We start from the raw sequence: 16,798 nt of genomic DNA, 5'->3' as shown, positions 1-16,798 counted from the left end.
ATTCGCGCGTGACCGCCGTCTGACGGCTCGGCATATTCGGAGGCTTGAATTGGACATTCGGACCGGCCGACCGGTGACGCTTGCGTCGAACGGCATGGTGACGTCGCCGCATTCGCTGGCATCCACGGCCGGCATTGACGTGCTCCGCGCCGGCGGCTCCGCCATCGATGCCGCGATTGCGACGAGCGCGGTGCTCGCTGTTGTCTATCCGCACATGACCGGTATCGGCGGGGACGCGTTCTGGCTCGTTCACGACGGCGCCAGCGGCGAGATCCGCTACCTCAGTGGCGGCGGCAAGGCGGCAGCCGCTGCTACGCTTTCGTCGATCGAGCAGCGAGGGTTGAAGGAAATCCCGCTGCGGGGAATCGTGCCGGCGACGCTCACGGTGCCGGGCGCCGTGGCGAGCTGGATCGAGGCGCACAATGTCCATGGGCGATTGCCTCTGCGGCGCGTGCTCGAGAGCGCCATCGGCTATGCTCGCGACGGCTTTCCGGTCACCGGCCGCCTTGCAAGCTTCATCGAGATGATGCGCGATGATCTGCTTGGAGATCGCGAGGCCGCCGCGCTGTTCTTTCCGCAAGGGGCGGCAGCGCGGCCAGGCGCAAAGCTCACCAATGCAAACCTTGCCCGCACGCTTCAATCGATCGCGGATGGTGGATGGTCGGGCTTTTATCAAGGGGATGTCGCGGCTGAGATGGCGCGCTTTTCGGAGAAAGGCGGCCTGTTTCGGCTGGCCGATTTCGGCCGGCAAATGGCGATCTGGGGCGAGCCGCTTGCTGGCCGCTACCGCGACGTCACCGTCTTCAACACGCCGCCGCCGACGCAGGGCTTTACCGTGCTCGAGATGCTCAACCTCCTCGAGCCGCACGAACTGCATCGAAAGGATTTCCTCGGGGCCGATCATCTGCATCTTATGGTGCAGGCCAAGCAGATTGCCTATCACGACCGCGATCAGATGCTCGCCGATCCTTCCTTTGTCGAGGTGCCGGTCGAGCGGCTGATATCGAAGGCATACGCGCACCTGCGCGGCCGGCTGATCGACGGGAGGTCGGCATTGAAATGGGACATGGTGCCGTCCTTCGGCAGCCTCGCCGGCGACACGGTCTATGTCGCCGCTGTCGATCGTGACGGCAACGCAGCGTCGCTGATTCAAAGCCTGTATGGCGCGTTCGGCGCCTGTGTGGTCGCGGGAAGCACTGGCGTCATCCTGCAAAATCGCGGCGCGTATTTCACGCTGGACCGCAATCATCCCAATCGCCTCGAGCCCGGCAAGGTCCCGCTGCATACGCTGATCGCCTCGATGGCCAAACGCGACGGCAAGCTCTGGAGCGTGCTCGGCTGTATGGGCGCGGATGGCCAGCCGCAGATCCAGCTCCAGCTTTATTCCGCCATGGTCGATTTCGGTCTCGACATCCAGGAAGCGATCGAGATGCCGCGATTTCTGTCCGGCCGCTTCGCGCTCGGCGAGGCGCGCGACACGCTGCATATCGAGGGACGGTTCCCTACAGATACGATCGATGCGCTCGCACAGCGCGGTCACACCATCAACCGCTGGGACGCCTGGAACGAAATGGCAGGCCATGCGCATGGCATTACCATCGACCGGCGGAACGGCGTGCTGAGCGGCGGTTCCGATCCGCGCAGCGATGGCGCGGCGATCGGTTACTAATTGTTGATCCGCGCCTCGCATTGGCCAGCCGTGCCGCTATGCGTTACCACTCCTTCCAACAGGAGTGATGCCGATGCCGCTATGGACCTGCGAACAATGTGGCGCCCAGTTTCCCGAAAGTACTGCGCCGCCGGCCGCGTGCCCGGTCTGCGAGGACGAGCGGCAATATGTGAACTGGAAGGGACAGGCGTGGCTCACCCGCGAGAAGCTGGCACAGCATCACAAGCTGGTCTGGCGTGACGATCTCGGCATTCCCGGCATCGGGCTCAAGCCGAGTTTTGCGATCGGACAGCGCGCGCTACTCGTGCGCGAAGCGGATGGCTGCGTGATGTGGGATTGCGTGCCGCTGGCGACCGGCGAGGCCATCGATTACGTCCGCTCGCTCGGCGGTCTGAAGGCGATTGCCGTTTCGCACCCGCATTACTATGGCGCGGTCGCCGACTGGAGCGAGGCGTTCGGCGGCGTGCCCGTCTATTTGCATGGCGACGACCGCGCCTTCGTCACGCGGCCGCATCCGGCCATCGTGCCGTGGACCGGCGACAGCCATCGGCTTTCGGACGATATTCTGTTGGTGCGGACCGGCGGACATTTTGCCGGTGCCACGGTGATGCATTGGCGCGCCGGCGCACAAGGGCAGGGCGCATTGCTCACCGGGGACGTGGCGATGGTGGCGATGGACCGCCACTCGCTCAGCTTCATGTACAGCTATCCGAACTACATCCCGCTCAATGCCGCAGCCGTGCGCCGGATCGCACGCGCAGTCGAGCCGTTGGCGTTCGACCGCATCTATGGGGCATGGTGGGGCCGCAACATCGAAGGCAATGCCAAGACGGCGTTCGAAATGTCCGTTCAGCGATATATCGCAGCGATCTCCGGCTGAAAGCGACGGCAATCCCGCGGCCGGCTAGCGGTTACCCGCGCCAACCGCGGACACGCTACGGGGGCATCGGCGCCGCCCTTTGCGCCGGCTGCAACGGGATGGCGCTCTTCGGTTCGCTGAGCCAGCCGGTGAGACGCGACATCAGGCCGGCCTGCTCCACCGTCCGCGGCTCCTGCACGAAGGGATCGGTGTAGCATCGGGCGCCCGCAGCCTTCGCAATCCGCGCCACTGCATCGGTCATTGCCGGCGCGCCCGCGGTGTAGACCACGTCATCAGGCGTGAGTTTTGGCAAATGATCGGTCGGCCGACCGCTGCGAACGGCATGCGAGATATTTTGCGGCTCCGATACCGTCGGAATCAGCGTGACGTTGGGAAACAGGGCCAGCCGGCACAGCGCCGCGTGCATGTAGAGCGAACGGATGCTCCGGGCCGCCACCACGAAGACCATTTCGCGCTGCGGCTGCTCCATGATCGCGGCGACCGCGACCGACCACATAGGGGCGAAACCGGTGCCGCTGGCGACGAGAACGATGCGGCCCGAATGGCCCTGCCTGAAGAAGGCGCGGCCGTACGGCCCTGTCAGCTTGACACGATGTCCGGCGCGGATGTCCTGGCCGAGTGCCGAGGATACCAGCCCGTCCGCGACCTTTCGGATGTGAAAGTGCAGGATGCGATCGTGGGGCCGGCCTTCGAGCGGATAGGTCGGGCTGTAGGACCTTGCCGGGAATCCCTGAAACTGCAGCTTGGAGTACTGGCCGGGGAGATAATCGAGGGGCTTCGGCAGCTCGATGTCGACACCCACCACGTCGGGCGCGAGTTGAACGGTCTGCGCCACTTCCGCCGACAGTGCCACCGGCTCGGGAGCCGCCTCGATCGCAATTTCGAGATCGGAAACGATTCTGGCCTGGCAGGCATGGATCATGTCGTCGCCCCGGCTATGGCCGCCGAATACCTGGCCGTCGACGAGCCGTACGCGGCAGGCGCCGCAAATCCCGGAACGGCAATCATGCGGAAGATCGACCCCATTCATCAACGCCCAGTCGAGCAGAAGCTCGCCGCGATTGGCCAAATGCGGCTCGTTGTTAACAGTGACTTTGCAAATCCTTGACATTTATTCCACCTCGATACGAATAGGACGGACGTGCCGTGTATGTCTGATCTGGCTGTGGTCGAAAGCGGCGACCCGCATGAAGATGCCGGTCTTGATCGGCACGTCGAATTGGCTTGTGGTGTCGAGCCGACGCTTCACCTCGATCGCCCAGTGGCCGGAAGCCCAGCGGGCTGCGCTTCTGATGTCGGCGCGGTCGCCTGAAAATTCGCCGTCCAGTATGACGCCCGGAATCACGGTCCCCGTTGGGATGCGGGCGTCGACGTTGGTCGAATACGGCACGGAATCCTGCTCGGTCATGAACCATCGCGCGCCGTCGCTTTCGCCGTGATTGGGATCGAGGTCGATATCTCCCATCGCGGTCGTCGTGTCGGCGACGACTTTGGGAAGGCGCAGCGGAGCGATCAGCCGGCTGCGGCGCGGACCGCCTGACGTGTCGGCCTCGACGGTGAAATTGTCCCGGTAGTTTGCCGTGCCCGGGTCGGGCGCGAAGCCGCCCTTGTACGGAACGACGTTTGCCGCCTGCATCGGGGTCGGGTCGAGCGGCGGCCCGAAATGCGTATCGTCCATCCATCCGGTCGCGCCGCTCGTGGCCTTCCACTGCCAGACATCGGCATAGCCGGATGCCGTGTAATGCAGTCCGCGGCCGCTCATGGTGGCCGGCGCGCCGGCGACCGGCTGCGGCCCGGGATGAAAGGTTCGCCCGCCCGCCAGCGTGACATCCGACGTGGTCAGCAGCACCGAAAACTTGTCTTCGTTGTACTGATGCTCGTCACCAAGCTGAAAGCCGGCATGAAGCAGGTGCCATCCATCGGCCTGCTTGACGAGCGGCAGGTGCTTTAGCGAGCGCGTCGAATCCTCCCAGGTGAAGAGGAAATAGGCATAGGTGCCGTCATGCACCGCGCGAATTCCGATTCTGGTTTCGCCCTTGCCGTCGAAATTTCCACCTTCTCCGGTCAATAGCGAGAACGGCCTGACGCCGCGCCAGGCCCGATCGGAGGTGTCGCCGTCGAGGACCGGCGCGTCGGCGGAATTGATGCGGCGAATCTGAACACTATCCACCGCCAGCCGATCGGTAGCCACGAGGAGCGAAGCGCCGGTGATCGCAGCAGCGGCCGCCACGAGGAACGGATTGGCCTGTAGCGTCGGGTTTCGCGATCTCGAAGGCCCGGCATGGGATCGCGGCGCCGGATCCGGCTCACGCGTCCGATCGTGGCGCGCCTCTGCGCGGGGCTGCAGTGAATGCGATGAAACCTCGGGCGGTGGGTCTTCGGATTCCAGCGGGCGCGCCGATCGCTCGGCCAGCAGTCCTAAGAGCTCGACCGCATCGAGCCGCGGCGGCGGCGCCGGCAGCGGGGCGGGACGAAAGATGCGCAGTAGTTGCGAGATGCCGCCGCTTTTGTATTGGGTCAGGACATGAAGGGCGACAAAGGCGAGGATCACCCAGGTCCCCACCCAATGCAGCATCGCCACGTCGTAGCCGGAGTAGAAGCCGAAATAGAGCGCGCCGCCGCTGACCAGCAAACCGAACATCGCGACGAAGAAAATCCAGTACATCAGGGCAATCACGGCGCTCAACCTGGCCTGTCCGCGGCCGAACAATCCGCGCAGGCGAACCTTGTCGAGCTGAACGCGGCGTCCAAGGCCGGAGCGGAGCATGTAGACGACGTAGCCGATCGCCACGGCGGCCAGGACGACGGCCGCCTGCATATGCGCGATCCATACGCTGTCGCGCGGCAGCACGGCGTCGAACCAGTTGATCCAGGTGCGGTCGGGCGATTCCGTCGCAATGCGTAAGCCGGTGACGAGCGCAACGGCGAATGCGGCCACGAACGTCCAGTGTAGAATGATGGTCCCATAGTCCGTCTTACGCTGCCGCACACATACGCCCCGCTACTTCACTTACCGAACAGCAACTGTCGGCGCCGATCCCGCCAACCGCCGATGTCGCTGCCGTACTAGCAATGGTCCTCAAAGCCGTCGGTGAGGCCATCGTCCAAGATCGTTCTTTGCGGGCATTGGCCGGTGAAGAGCTCTTTTGCGCCCGCCGCGTGAGCCGGATCGGCGAACGCGCTTCTTGTTTGATGTATCGGCCTCCAGCGTTCCCGACGTGTCGGGTCGCTGGAGGTCGCGCTGCGCGCCGCTATCCCCACATATGATGTAAATGATGTGCCAATTCGGGCATGTCCGAATTGGCTTGGTCCGCGCCCCAGATCTCCACGTCGGCAGTCGCAACAATCACCGGCTCGCTGATGGTGGGGGCTGCGACTTGTTGCACGTCCAGGCTAGCCGCCGCGGCCATCGCCGGCGTTTCGGCGACCGGCGTCCCCAGCACCTCGGCGACCGTCAAGCCGTCCGGATTGTAGGTGCCGCCGGTAACAGGGATATTGTTGCCGCCGGCATCGGCCGCATTGCCGTGCATCTGGTCCGCGGCAGCGACGACCAGCGTCGCGTTGCCGGTCTGCAATCCCTTGATCATCGCGGCAATCTCGGCGCCGAGGATGCCGCCCAGGTCCGCGTCGAAATCGGTGACGCCCTTCTCGAAGGCCCTGAGATCGCCGATCAGCGCGGCGATCGCCTCGCTGTCTTGGCTTCCCACGAGGTCGACGGCTTGCTTTCCAAGCGAATTGGACTGCGCAATGAAATTGGCCAGGAACGCCGTCTGCACATCATTGTCGAGATATTTCGGAGCCGGCGAGGTGTCATCCGGAAGCGGCGAAAGGTCGCCGATGCCGTCTTGCGTTGCCATATCAGCCAGATTGGCATCGCTCTGGATGATGTCGATGATGTCGATGATGTTGTCGACGCTGGCCTGTGCCGCCGTGGGGCTTATCCCGGGGTCGTTGATATAGACGAGCTCGAGTTGGAGTTGCTGCACGATCTCATCGGCATGGACGCCGGTCAGCCCGTCGAACAGTTCCGGGTTGGCGGTCATCAGCGCCTGCATGTCCGATATCACAGCATTGATGTCGTCGGTGATCTGCGCCCGGTTACCGTCATTGACCCCGCCAAGGATCTGACTGGCCACGTCGTCGAAGATCGCGCCGATCTCCGCGAGATTGTGAGGCGCCGTGGCGGCGGGGGCAGTGGGCAGCGGCGCGGGCGGCGCCGGATTAGCCAGCACGGGATCGGTACTGACGGCATTGATGACGCTGAGTTGGCTGACGCGAAGCGCTTGTTCTGCGCCAGCGGCGTTGCCGAACGAGCCTGCCGCGCTCACCGAGGCGTTGGCCGCCGAAATGGCGCTGGTGATGTCGGACAGGATCGCCTGAACATGGCCGAGCGCGGCGCCGGAAAACTGGCCTGTATTGAGCTCGGCCAGCAGATTGTTCTGCATGGCGGTGAGATCGTTGGTGTGGTGTGCAATGCTGCCGGCTGCTTGGGCACCGTTGCCGAACGCGCTTTGCTGCGGGGCATCCACCGGCGCGCGAGCCGTGCCGTTGAAGGTTGAGCCGAGGTCGGAGAAATTCGAACCGACAGGCCGTGACGTCGTTTGGCTGGCCAGCGGCGGTTCTTCGAGCGGTGTCGTGGACGGGGAAGCCGGAGCGACTGGCGGGCTGGCGACTTCATCGATCGGAAGATCGAGATCAGCGTCGGGCTGATCCCCGTGAGCCAAGCGAGCCATTGTTCGTCCCCTGCTGTCCAGTCGAATCCATTGACGCGTAGGCGCGGCCATCCGCCAGGGGGCGGGACGTCGCGCATGGTGAAGGATCATTTAGCTTCATGGCGTCATTCGGCCGACACAGCGACCAATGAGCGCCGAAGCAAGGTGATAGACGGACGAATCCATGACGCACGCCATGCGCGAAAACGGCGAATGAAGCGCGCGCGAGAAGGCATCGCTGCCCTTGTCTGGTGCGCCGGGTTTTCGGTGCCGGCGTCTTGGCCGGAGGTGTGCACGCCGTTGCGGCAACAACCGAGCGTTTGCCACCGTTCTACCCACGGGCGAACTTGAACAATCGGCATTCGTCGCATTCCTGCCGAAAAATGGTCCGCATCGCGCGTCAAGGAGACCTGCAGGGAGACCCGATCGAGCGGGTCGTAGGGCAGTTCAATGAGTATCGCTCAGGGTCAGACGCAGGACCGAGCGCGGGCAGCGTCGGCGCTCCGCGCAGTGTCGGGCCTGCGTTCGACGCTGGCCGGCGACGATCCCGTCACGAATGCGTTGCGCGCCAGTGCGCGCCGCATGATCGGCGTCGCCGTATTCAGCGGCGTCATCAACATCCTGATGCTGTCGGGCCCACTCTATATGTTGCAGGTGTACGATCGGGTGATTCCGAGCCGTAACCTCGCGACCCTGTTCGGCCTATCCCTGATGGTGCTGTTCGCCTATCTGGTGCAGGGATATTTCGACGCGATGCGGTCGCGGATGCTGTGCCGGGTCGCAACGCTGTTCGATGCCGGCCTGCAAGGCGCAATCCATTCGGCGCTCGCCGCCTTGCCGCTGCGCGGCGTCAAGCCGGTCCTGATGCAGCAGCCGCTGCGCGATCTCGACCAGGTGCGCACCTTCATGTCGGGCATGGGGCCGACGGCATTCCTGGACATGCCGTGGATCCCGGTCTTTCTGATCGGGCTGTTTCTGTTTCACCCCGCGATCGGCTTCACGGCGCTGCTGGGTACTGCGGCGATCATTGCGATGACCTTGCTGACCGAGCGGATCTCGCGCAATTCGGCCAAGGCGGCGATGGACATGAACGCGCAGCGCCAGGTACTGGCGGATGCGACGCAGCGCAACGCGGAAATCGTCCGCGCGCTCGGCATGACGGACCGCTTGACGGCGCGCTGGTCGCAGGCCAACGAGCGCTACCTGCAGGAAAACATCCGCGCCACCGACGTCTATGCCAATCTCGGCTCGGCCGCGAAGGTGCTGCGCTACATTCTGCAATCGGGAATGCTCGGTATCGGCGCCTATCTCGTCGTGGTCGACAAGGCGTCGGGTGGCGTCATGATCGCGTCTTCAATCCTGATGGGGCGCGCGCTCGCACCGGTTGAAATCGCGCTCGGCACCTGGAAGCAATTGGCCGCCGCCCGCCAGGGCCTCGCCCGTCTGCGCGACATATGCAAGGCGACCGCACCGCCTCCGGCGCCGCCGGTCATGCTGCCACGTCCCTGCCGCGAATTGTCCGTGCAGAACCTCGCGGTGGCGGCGCCTGGTTTCGACATGCCGATCGTGTCTGGCGTTACGTTTTCGCTCAAGGCCGGCGCGGGGCTGGCGCTGCTCGGCGCCAGCGCGTCGGGCAAGACCTCGCTTTCCAAGGCGTTGGTCGGAATCTGGCCGGCGCATCGCGGCGCGGTGCGGCTTGACGGCGCCTCCCTCGATCAATGGCGCAACGAGGATCTCGGCCGGCACATCGGCTATCTGCCGCAGGACGTCGGCTTGTTTGACGGCACGGTAGCGGAGAACATCTGCCGTTTCGACGAACACGCAACTTCCGACGCCATCCTCAAGGCTGCCCAGATCGCCGGCGTCCATGACATCATCCTGCGCCTGCCGGAAGGTTATGCGACGCGAATAGGGGCGGGCGGCATCTCGCTGTCGGCCGGACAGAAGCAGCGCGTTGGCCTGGCGCGAGCGGTATTCGGCGATCCGTTTCTGATCGTTCTCGACGAGCCCAACGCCAATCTGGATGCCGACGGTGAGAACGCCTTGACCCGCGCCATCGCCATCATGCGCCAGAACAAATCCATCGTCGTCGTCATCTCGCACCGCCCGAGCGCGCTTTCCGCGCTTGATATGACGATGGTGCTCTATGAGGGCAAGGCGATCGCGTTCGGCCCGAGCGAAGAGGTATTCGCGCGCGTTCGCAACGCCAACGGCAAGGGCGCGCCGCCGCAGCCCGCGCCGCAGGCCAAGGCAGAGCAGCGCGCATCACTTGCCGAGAGTGTTTCGTCATGAAGAATTTTGATCACGTCCATGCCGACGAAAGAGTGGTGCGGAGCCGGTTCGAAGGAACGGATGCCGAGGCCGCTGCGCCGCAAGGCCAGGCGCTGATTCTCGAACTGCAGCGATTGCGGCAGGCATTCGAACAGGACAATCAGCAGCAGCAGCGGCCGCCGCTTCGTCGTCCGGCGAATGACGAACCACGTCAGGGCGCGCGGCGTCCGGCCCGGCCGAAGCGGCGGAAAAAGGGCAAGATGAGTCGCGTGCTCGATGCGTGGCTCGGCCCTTTTGGATCGCAGTCCGACAGCCTCGATGCCGAGCCGCCGCCGGCGCGCAGTGGACGCGCTGCGCGTGAGCCGCAGTTTATGCCGCCGCCACGGACGGCTAGCCCCGCGGCCGGGCGGCCAATTCGGGGCCGAAGGAACGGCAGGCGCGCGGTCCGATCATCGCGCCGGACGATCCGTCGCTCATGAACATGCCGAGGTCGAGACCGGAGCTTTTGCAGATCAACGACCGGCGGGAGCCGCCTCGCATCGAGGCTCCCCAATTGGCGCCGCCGGCCCCTGCGGGCGCCGTGCCGCGCGAGCGTTCGGTGACGCGGGTGGTCCGCAACGGCGTGACCGCAGGCGTTGCATTCCTTGCCAATCGCGATGCATCGGCGGATGTGGCGCCCGGCGAGAGCATCGTGCTGCGGGCGGCGCGCGCCTACGAGAACGAGTTGCGCACCGGGCTGCGGGTGCTGCTGGTCGTCGGCGGGCTGGCAGGCGGGTGGATGGCGTTCGCGCCCTTGTCGGGCGCCGTCGTGGTGCCGGGTAATCTGGTGGTGCAGTCCAACGTCAAGACCATCCAGCATCCGACCGGCGGTGTGGTCGCACAGATCGCGGTCAATAATGGCATGCGGGTCAACGCCGGCGATCTCTTGCTGCGGCTGGACTCGACGCAGGCGCAGGCCAGCCTTCAGGTCGTGAGCAAGCAGCTCGATGAGGTGCGGGCGAAAATCTCGCGGCTGGTCGCCGAGCGCGACGGTCTGCCCAAACCGGCAATACCGCCCGAACTATCGACCCGGCTGGACGACGGCAACGTCAAGACAGTGCTGGCCTCCGAAGCCTCGCTGTTCAGGGCTCGGGTGACCGCACGCGAGAGCCAAAGGGAGCTGTTGCAGAGCAAGGTGTCGCAGCTTGGCGAAGAGATCGTCGGCCTCGAAGCGCAGGTCGCGTCCAAGGCCAAGCAACTGGAACTGATCACCGGTGAGCTCACGGGAGTGCAGGAGCTCTTCGACAAGCGTCTCGTGCCGATCGCGCGGCTCACGGCCTTGCAGCGCGAGAGTGCCAGAATCGAAGGAGAACGCGGCCAGTTGCTCTCCACGATCGCCGAGACCAAAACCAAGGTTGACGAGGCGAAGCTTCAGATGGTCAGGCTCGACCAGGACGTACGGACGGAAGTCGTCAAGGAGCTCGGCGAGGCGCAAGGCAAGGAAGCCGAACTCAGCGAGCGCGCCGTCGCCGCGCGCGACGTGCTCGAGCGCATCGAGATGCGCGCGCCGACGTCGGGCGTGATCCATCAGCTCAACGCGCACACCATCGGCGGCGTCATTCGCCCCGGCGACACCATCATGGAGGTGGTGCCTGATTCGGACGATCTGCAGATTGAGGCGCGGTTGCAGCCGAACGATATCGATCAGGTGCGCAAGGGCCAGCAGGCTTTCGTTCGGTTCTCGGCCTTCAACCAGCGGGTGACGCCGCAATTGATCGGTCAGGTGTCGTACGTCTCGCCCGACACCACCCGCGACCAGCAGACCGGCACATCCTATTTCACGGTCCGGATCATGCTGCCGGAAGAGGAGCGCCGGCTGCTCGCCGGGCTGCAGCTCGTCTCGGGCATGCCTGCGGAAGTATTCATGCAGACCGGCAGCCGGACCATGCTCAGCTACCTTTTCAAGCCGATTCTGGATCAGTTCCAGCGCGCGTTCGTCGAGCGGTAAGGGGGCAAACAGGCTTTTGGCGCGTCGTCGCAAATCTTGCCACCCCAGATGGCATCGTTATATCAGGGCTTCCCGTCCTGCCCTGTTTGCATTGCGAGCCCCGTATGACGACCACCACTGCCCCCGAATCCCAGCCGTTCCAGGCCGAGGTCGCCGAGCTTCTGAACCTGATGGTGCACTCGGTCTATTCGGAGACCGAAATCTTCCTGCGCGAGCTGATCTCGAATGCATCTGACGCCTGCGACAAGCTGCGCTATGAGGCGATATCGGCGCCCGAGCTGATTGCCGACGGCGCGCCGCCCAAGATCCGTATCGCGCCGGACAAGAAGGCCAATACGCTTAGCGTCGTCGACAGCGGCATCGGCATGGACCGGCAGGAGCTGATCGACAATCTCGGCACCATCGCGCGCTCCGGCACAAAGTCGTTTCTTTCGCGCCTCACCGAGGCCAAAGACGGCGCCAACCTGATCGGCCAGTTCGGCGTCGGCTTCTATGCAGCGTTCATGGTTGCCGAGCGCATTGTCGTTACCAGCCGCCGTGCCGGTTCCGATCAGGTCTTCGTCTGGTCGTCCTCCGGCGGCAGCGGATTCGAAATCGCTCAAGCCAGCGATGAAGACGCCACGCGCGTCACCCGCGGCACCGAGATCGTCCTGCACCTGAAGAAAGAGGCATCAAAATATCTCGAGACCTACGAGATCGAACGTGTCGTCCGCGCCTGGTCCGACAACATCCAGTTTCCGATCGAACTGGTGCCGGAGGAGGGCGAGCCGCGCCAGATCAATTCGGCCAGCGCGCTATGGCAGCGGCCGAAATCGGAGCTCAAGCCGGAGGACTACAAGCAGGCCTATCAGCAGGTCGCCGGCGCATTCGACGAACCGGCGATGACGCTGCATTATCGCGCCGAAGGCCGGCAGTCCTACGCGGTGCTGCTGTTTGCGCCGTCGACAAAGCCGTTCGACCTGTTCGACCAAGCGCGCAAGGGCAAGGTCAAGCTCTATGTCCGCCGCATCTTCATCGCCGACGACGCCGATCTCCTGCCGGCCTATCTGCGCTTCATCCGCGGCGTGATCGACAGCGAAGATTTGCCGCTCAACATCTCGCGCGAGATGCTGCAAAACAATCCGCAGCTCGCGCAGATCCGAAAGGCCGTTACCGGCCGCGTGATATCGGAGCTGGAAAGCCTCGGCGAAAAGGAGCCGGAAGCGTTCGCAAAAATCTGGGATGCGTTCGGCCCTGTGATCAAGGAAGGCATCTGGGAGGACTTTGAGCGCCGCGAGAAGCTGCTCGCATTGTCGCGCTTCACCACGACAAAGGGCGAGGGGCGTTCGCTCAAGCAATATGTCGAGGACCTCAAGCCGAACCAGACCGACATCTATTATCTCACCGGCGAGAGCGTCGAACGGCTGAAGTCGAATCCGAAACTCGAATCCGCAACTGCCCGCGGCATCGAGGTGCTGCTGCTGACCGATCCGGTCGACGCGTTCTGGACCTCCGCGTCGCTCGATTTCGGCGGCAAGCCGCTAAAATCCTTGAGCCAGGGCGATATCGATTTCGGACTGATCCCGCTGTTGGATGAAAAGGCCGAGGACAAGAAAGACGAAGGCGGCGCCGATGAAGCCACGACGATCGCGCTGGTCAAGGACGCACTAGGCGAGCGCGTCTCCGACGTGCGCGCCTCGCAGCGGCTGACCTCGAGCGCGTCGTGCCTCGTCGCCGGCGGCGGCGCACAGGACCGCATGCTCGAGCGGCTGCTCGCAATGCAGAACAAGGGGCCGACCACCAAGCCGATCCTCGAGATCAACATGCGCCATCCTTTGGTCGCGGCGATTGCCGGCGACAAGGACGCGGCCAGGGATCTGTCGTTCCTGCTGTTGGAGCAGGCGCAGATCCTCGACGGCGAACTGCCGGAAGATCCGGCGGCGTTTGCCAACCGGCTCAACCAGTTGGTGCTGCGGGGGATCGTAAAGGGGTAGGACATTCGGTCGCCTGTTTGAACCGAATTCCAAGACTGGCCGTATCTAGTAGGAAAGGCGCGAACGAACTCGGGGTAGCGCAGATCGCCATGACGACGTCTGATGGCACCGACATTTTCTATGGCGCGATTCCGGTCTTTCGCGGCTTCGGCAGCCTGATGGACCCGGCGCTGTATACGCCGTTGCCGGACGACTGGACCGTCGGTGTCGCCGACATCGTCGAGTCGACCAGGGCGATCGCCAATCAGCGCTACAAGGCGGTCAACATGGCCGGCGCCGCCGTGATCGCGGCCGTGACCAATGCGCTTGATGGCCGCGAGTTTCCGTTCGTGTTCGGCGGCGATGGTGCGAGCTTTGCGGTGTCCCCGGCCGATCTTTCGCGCGCGCGAGGCGCTGGCGGCGACCGCGGCCTGGGTCAGCGCCGATCTCGATCTGATGATGCGGGTGGCGCTGGTGCCGGTGAAGGACATTCGGGCGCAGGGCCTCGATATCAAAGTCGCCCGCTTCGGGCCGTCGTCCAATCTGTCCTATGCGATGTTTTCCGGCGGCGGGCTGGGATGGGCGGATGCCGCGATGAAACGGGGCGAATTCGCGGTCCCGCCGGCGAAGCCGGGAACGCAGCCCGATCTGTCCGGGCTGTCGTGCCGGTTCGAGGAAATTCCTTCCTCCCGCGGACTCATTGTGTCGGTGCTGGTGGTCCCGGCCAAGGGCGCCGATCCGCACGCCTTCCGCAAGGTGATCGAGGACGTCATCAAACTGGTCGAGCAGAGCCCGGATGCGGGCCGGCCGGTGCCGCCGGATGGGCCACCGCTGCGCTGGCCGCCGGCCGGCGTCGAATATGAGGCGCGCGCCGCGCGCGGCGGGCCGCTGTTGAAGCGGCGCACCGTCGTGCTCGCCGTCACGCTCTGGGCCTATGTGGTGATGCGGTTCGGCATCAAGGTCGGCAATTTCGTGCCGAAGAACTACGTGCAGCAGGTGGTGGAGAATTCCGACTTCCGCAAATATGACGATGGCCTGCGGATGATCCTCGATTGCACGGTCGAGCTCGAACGGGCGCTAACGGAGATTCTGGCAAAGGCGGCGTCAGCCAGGATCGTGCGCTACGGCCTGCACCGGCAGGACGCCGCGATGATGACCTGCTTCGCGCCCTCGGTGATGCGCAGCGATCACGTCCACTTCATCGACGGCGCCCGCGGCGGCTACGCGTCGGCGGCGTCAGCGCTGAAGGCGATGGCGGCGTAGGGCGCTACCGCAAGTGAAGATCCGTAGGGTCGGCAAAGGCGCGTTCGAGCCGTGCCCACCATCTCTCCAAGAGCGTTGCTTGAAATCGCTAGCGCCCGACCCGGGTCCAGTTCTCGCCGCCGCAGAGCGCGCCGACGCAGCCTTCGACCTTTAGGGTGTCTGCGCCTGTTACCGAGACGCTGCTGGCGTAGGTGCCGCCGTCATCGGCATTGTAGATCTGGCCCGACCATTTGTTGGGACCGCTGGGGCTCATGCCGCTGAACAGGGGAAGGCCGATCATCGGCCGCTGCTTCAGGGCCGGGTTCGGATTTTTGTCATCGACCTGAGGCTTGCCGGTGGCCTGATCGATCGGCTCCTTCAAAGCGACGATCACGCCGCAAATTCCACCGCCGCATTTGCTGATCTTGACCCTGGCATCGCCCGCCTGGGTCAGCCAGACGCCGGTTGGCTCGCTGGCGCCTTGCGCGAAGGCGGATGGCGCGGCCAGCAATGCCGCTGAGATCGCGATGATGAAAGCCGTTCTGCAAGCCATGAATCATTCCTTACGAAAAAGCAGGCCTGCATAGCAACAAATCAGATTTGTGCAACGTCGGATTGAGCGCAACTTGCCGTTATCATTCGCCCCAGCGGGTCAGTCGGATCGACAGCGCCGTGCCGAGGCCGTAGACGACCATCGCTGCGCCGACCAGGGCGAACAAGGCCGATGCCGGCGCGCCCATGGAGGCCAGCCACCAGCCGCCGCCCCCGACGATCAGCAACCTTGCGGTGCCGGCCATCACGGGACCGCCGACCTTCGCAGCACCTTGCGAAGAGAAATAGAGACTGACGCCGATCCCGAAAAACGCGAAGGCCGGGCCTGCCCAGGTGAAATAGGCATTGGCGGCGGCGGTGACGCCGGGATCGCCGGTGAACATCGAAACCCAGAGCGACGGCTTTGCGGCGACAATCAGTCCGATAGCGCCGACGGTGATGCCCGCCGCAGCGCCCGCGGTCCACGCCACCTGCCGGGCGCGCGTCACGAGGCCCGCGCCAATGGCCATGCCGACCATCGGCACCGAGGCGACGCCGAATGCGAAGGCGATCGGTGTCAACAGGAATTCCAGCCGCGAGCCCATGCCATAGCCGGCCAGCGTCTCGGTGCCATAGCCGGCCAGAATTTTGGTGAAGATCAACACCGTCAGCACGGTTTGCAGCGGCGACAGGCAGGACACTGCCCCGACCCTGAGAATGTCGAAGAACATGTCGCGTTGGAATTTGAAGCCGTTGAAGTTCAGCGTCAGCCGGCTGCGGCCGCTGACGAGGTGCCAGACGAGGAAGATAGCCCCCAGTGTAAAAGCGGCGAGCTGGCCTGCGGCAACGCCACGCATGCCGAGCCCGGGCAGTCCGAACAGCCCAAGGCCCAGCGCGCCGCCAACGGCGATCTGCACCAGCGCGATGCCGATCAGCGCTATCGATGGAATCCGCATATCGCCGGTGCCGCGCACCACGGAGGCCAGCGTGTTGACCAGCCAGATCGCGATCGCGCCGGAGAACAGCACGTTCGAATATTGCATGGCCTGTTCGAGCACGCCGCCGCGTCCGCCGAGCAGCGCGTAAAACGCGTGGCCGAAGGCCAGCATCATCGCCGTGAAAAAGAGCCCGGCACAGGCGCCGATCATCGCCGCATGCAGGGCCAATGTCGCCGCGCGGTCGCGGTCGCCGGCGCCGAGCGCGCGGCTGATGGCTGAGGAAACGCCGCCGCCCATCGCGCCCGCCGACATCATTTGCGTCAGCATGACGAATGGAAATACCAGCGCGATGCCGGCGAGCGGCTCGGTGCCGAGCCGGCCGATATACAAGGTCTCGGCGACCGCAACCAGCGTCGTGCCGACCATGGCGATCGCGTTGGGCAGCGCAAGTGTCAGCAGTGTCGGCAGGATCGGCGAGGTGAGCAGGCCGTTGGCCGGCGCGGGCGGAACGGCAGTGGGACGCATGTCGAGCGGGGCGTCAATGGTCATGCGTCATGTCATCCAAACGAATAAATTATGGATGACATATTATCCGGCCGCCCGCGTGCAAGCCAAC

Annotated in this window: 11 protein-coding genes and 1 pseudogene; 7 read left to right on the top strand and 5 right to left on the bottom strand. The window is 64.6% G+C overall.

Annotation, left to right across the window (positions count from 1 at the left end; all coding sequences use genetic code 11):
• The first annotated feature begins 49 nt into the window (after positions 1-49).
• Together ggt and ACFXS9_RS29385 are read left to right on the top strand one after the other, a co-directional pair.
• On the top strand, positions 50-1,669 hold the full coding sequence (gene ggt, locus ACFXS9_RS29390; protein ID WP_392694886.1) for a gamma-glutamyltransferase: 1,620 nt from the start codon (positions 50-52) through the stop codon (positions 1,667-1,669).
• A 73-nt stretch (positions 1,670-1,742) separates the two neighbouring features.
• Entirely contained in the window at positions 1,743-2,549 is an 807-nt protein-coding gene (locus ACFXS9_RS29385) for an MBL fold metallo-hydrolase (protein WP_392694883.1), read from the top strand.
• Between the two features lie 55 nt (positions 2,550-2,604).
• Here the strand turns inward: ACFXS9_RS29385 and ACFXS9_RS29380 are convergent, their stop codons facing one another.
• From ACFXS9_RS29380 to ACFXS9_RS29370, 3 genes are all read right to left on the bottom strand, one after another.
• A complete protein-coding gene (locus tag ACFXS9_RS29380; RefSeq protein ID WP_392694880.1) occupies positions 2,605-3,660 on the bottom strand; it encodes a 2Fe-2S iron-sulfur cluster-binding protein in 1,056 nt (351 codons plus the stop codon).
• Positions 3,661-5,538: an ethylbenzene dehydrogenase-related protein gene (locus ACFXS9_RS29375; protein ID WP_392694877.1), complete on the bottom strand. Its 1,878-nt coding sequence runs from the start codon at positions 5,536-5,538 to the stop codon at positions 3,661-3,663.
• 262 nt (positions 5,539-5,800) lie between these two features.
• Complete coding sequence (locus ACFXS9_RS29370) at positions 5,801-7,282, bottom strand: hypothetical protein (RefSeq protein ID WP_392694875.1); 1,482 nt, start codon at positions 7,280-7,282, stop codon at positions 5,801-5,803.
• Positions 7,283-7,843: 561 nt separating this feature from the next.
• On the opposite strand from ACFXS9_RS29370, the gene ACFXS9_RS29365 reads away from it, so the two are divergent.
• The 5 genes and pseudogenes from ACFXS9_RS29365 (at position 7,844) to ACFXS9_RS29345 (ending at position 14,734) form a co-directional block, all read left to right on the top strand.
• On the top strand, positions 7,844-9,553 hold the full coding sequence (locus tag ACFXS9_RS29365; RefSeq protein WP_392700078.1) for a type I secretion system permease/ATPase: 1,710 nt from the start codon (positions 7,844-7,846) through the stop codon (positions 9,551-9,553).
• Entirely contained in the window at positions 9,550-10,011 is a 462-nt protein-coding gene (locus tag ACFXS9_RS29360; RefSeq protein WP_392694872.1) for a hypothetical protein, read from the top strand. The genes ACFXS9_RS29365 and ACFXS9_RS29360 overlap by 4 nt, the downstream gene beginning before the upstream one ends.
• 2 nt (positions 10,012-10,013) lie before the next feature.
• Entirely contained in the window at positions 10,014-11,519 is a 1,506-nt protein-coding gene (locus ACFXS9_RS29355; protein WP_392694870.1) for an HlyD family type I secretion periplasmic adaptor subunit, read from the top strand.
• 104 nt (positions 11,520-11,623) lie between these two features.
• On the top strand, positions 11,624-13,492 hold the full coding sequence (htpG, locus tag ACFXS9_RS29350; protein ID WP_392694867.1) for a molecular chaperone HtpG: 1,869 nt from the start codon (positions 11,624-11,626) through the stop codon (positions 13,490-13,492).
• Positions 13,493-13,581: 89 nt separating this feature from the next.
• Positions 13,582-14,734 (top strand): annotated as a pseudogene (locus tag ACFXS9_RS29345) (DUF3095 domain-containing protein).
• A gap of 88 nt (positions 14,735-14,822) precedes the next feature.
• On the opposite strand, the gene ACFXS9_RS29340 reads toward ACFXS9_RS29345, so the two are convergent.
• On the bottom strand, positions 14,823-15,266 hold the full coding sequence (locus tag ACFXS9_RS29340; RefSeq protein ID WP_392694864.1) for a DUF2147 domain-containing protein: 444 nt from the start codon (positions 15,264-15,266) through the stop codon (positions 14,823-14,825).
• Positions 15,267-15,348: 82 nt separating this feature from the next.
• Complete coding sequence (locus tag ACFXS9_RS29335; protein ID WP_392694861.1) at positions 15,349-16,731, bottom strand: MATE family efflux transporter; 1,383 nt, start codon at positions 16,729-16,731, stop codon at positions 15,349-15,351.
• Between the last annotated feature and the right edge of the window lie 67 nt (positions 16,732-16,798).

The sequence above is a fragment of the Bradyrhizobium sp. RDI18 genome (assembly GCF_043203335.1).
Lineage (GTDB): Bacteria > Pseudomonadota > Alphaproteobacteria > Rhizobiales > Xanthobacteraceae > Bradyrhizobium > Bradyrhizobium retamae.
This window is presented reverse-complemented; position numbering and strand designations above follow the sequence as displayed.

Coding starts and splice junctions, on each gene's coding strand:
- ACFXS9_RS29335 (WP_392694861.1), bottom strand. CDS start 16,731: ATGACCATTGACGCCCCGCTCGACATGCGTCCCACTGCCGTTCCGCCC.
- ACFXS9_RS29365 (WP_392700078.1), top strand. CDS start 7,844: ATGATCGGCGTCGCCGTATTCAGCGGCGTCATCAACATCCTGATGCTG.
- ACFXS9_RS29355 (WP_392694870.1), top strand. CDS start 10,014: ATGCCGAGGTCGAGACCGGAGCTTTTGCAGATCAACGACCGGCGGGAG.
- ACFXS9_RS29385 (WP_392694883.1), top strand. CDS start 1,743: ATGCCGCTATGGACCTGCGAACAATGTGGCGCCCAGTTTCCCGAAAGT.
- ACFXS9_RS29340 (WP_392694864.1), bottom strand. CDS start 15,266: ATGGCTTGCAGAACGGCTTTCATCATCGCGATCTCAGCGGCATTGCTG.
- ACFXS9_RS29370 (WP_392694875.1), bottom strand. CDS start 7,282: ATGGCTCGCTTGGCTCACGGGGATCAGCCCGACGCTGATCTCGATCTT.
- htpG (WP_392694867.1), top strand. CDS start 11,624: ATGACGACCACCACTGCCCCCGAATCCCAGCCGTTCCAGGCCGAGGTC.
- ACFXS9_RS29380 (WP_392694880.1), bottom strand. CDS start 3,660: ATGTCAAGGATTTGCAAAGTCACTGTTAACAACGAGCCGCATTTGGCC.
- ACFXS9_RS29360 (WP_392694872.1), top strand. CDS start 9,550: ATGAAGAATTTTGATCACGTCCATGCCGACGAAAGAGTGGTGCGGAGC.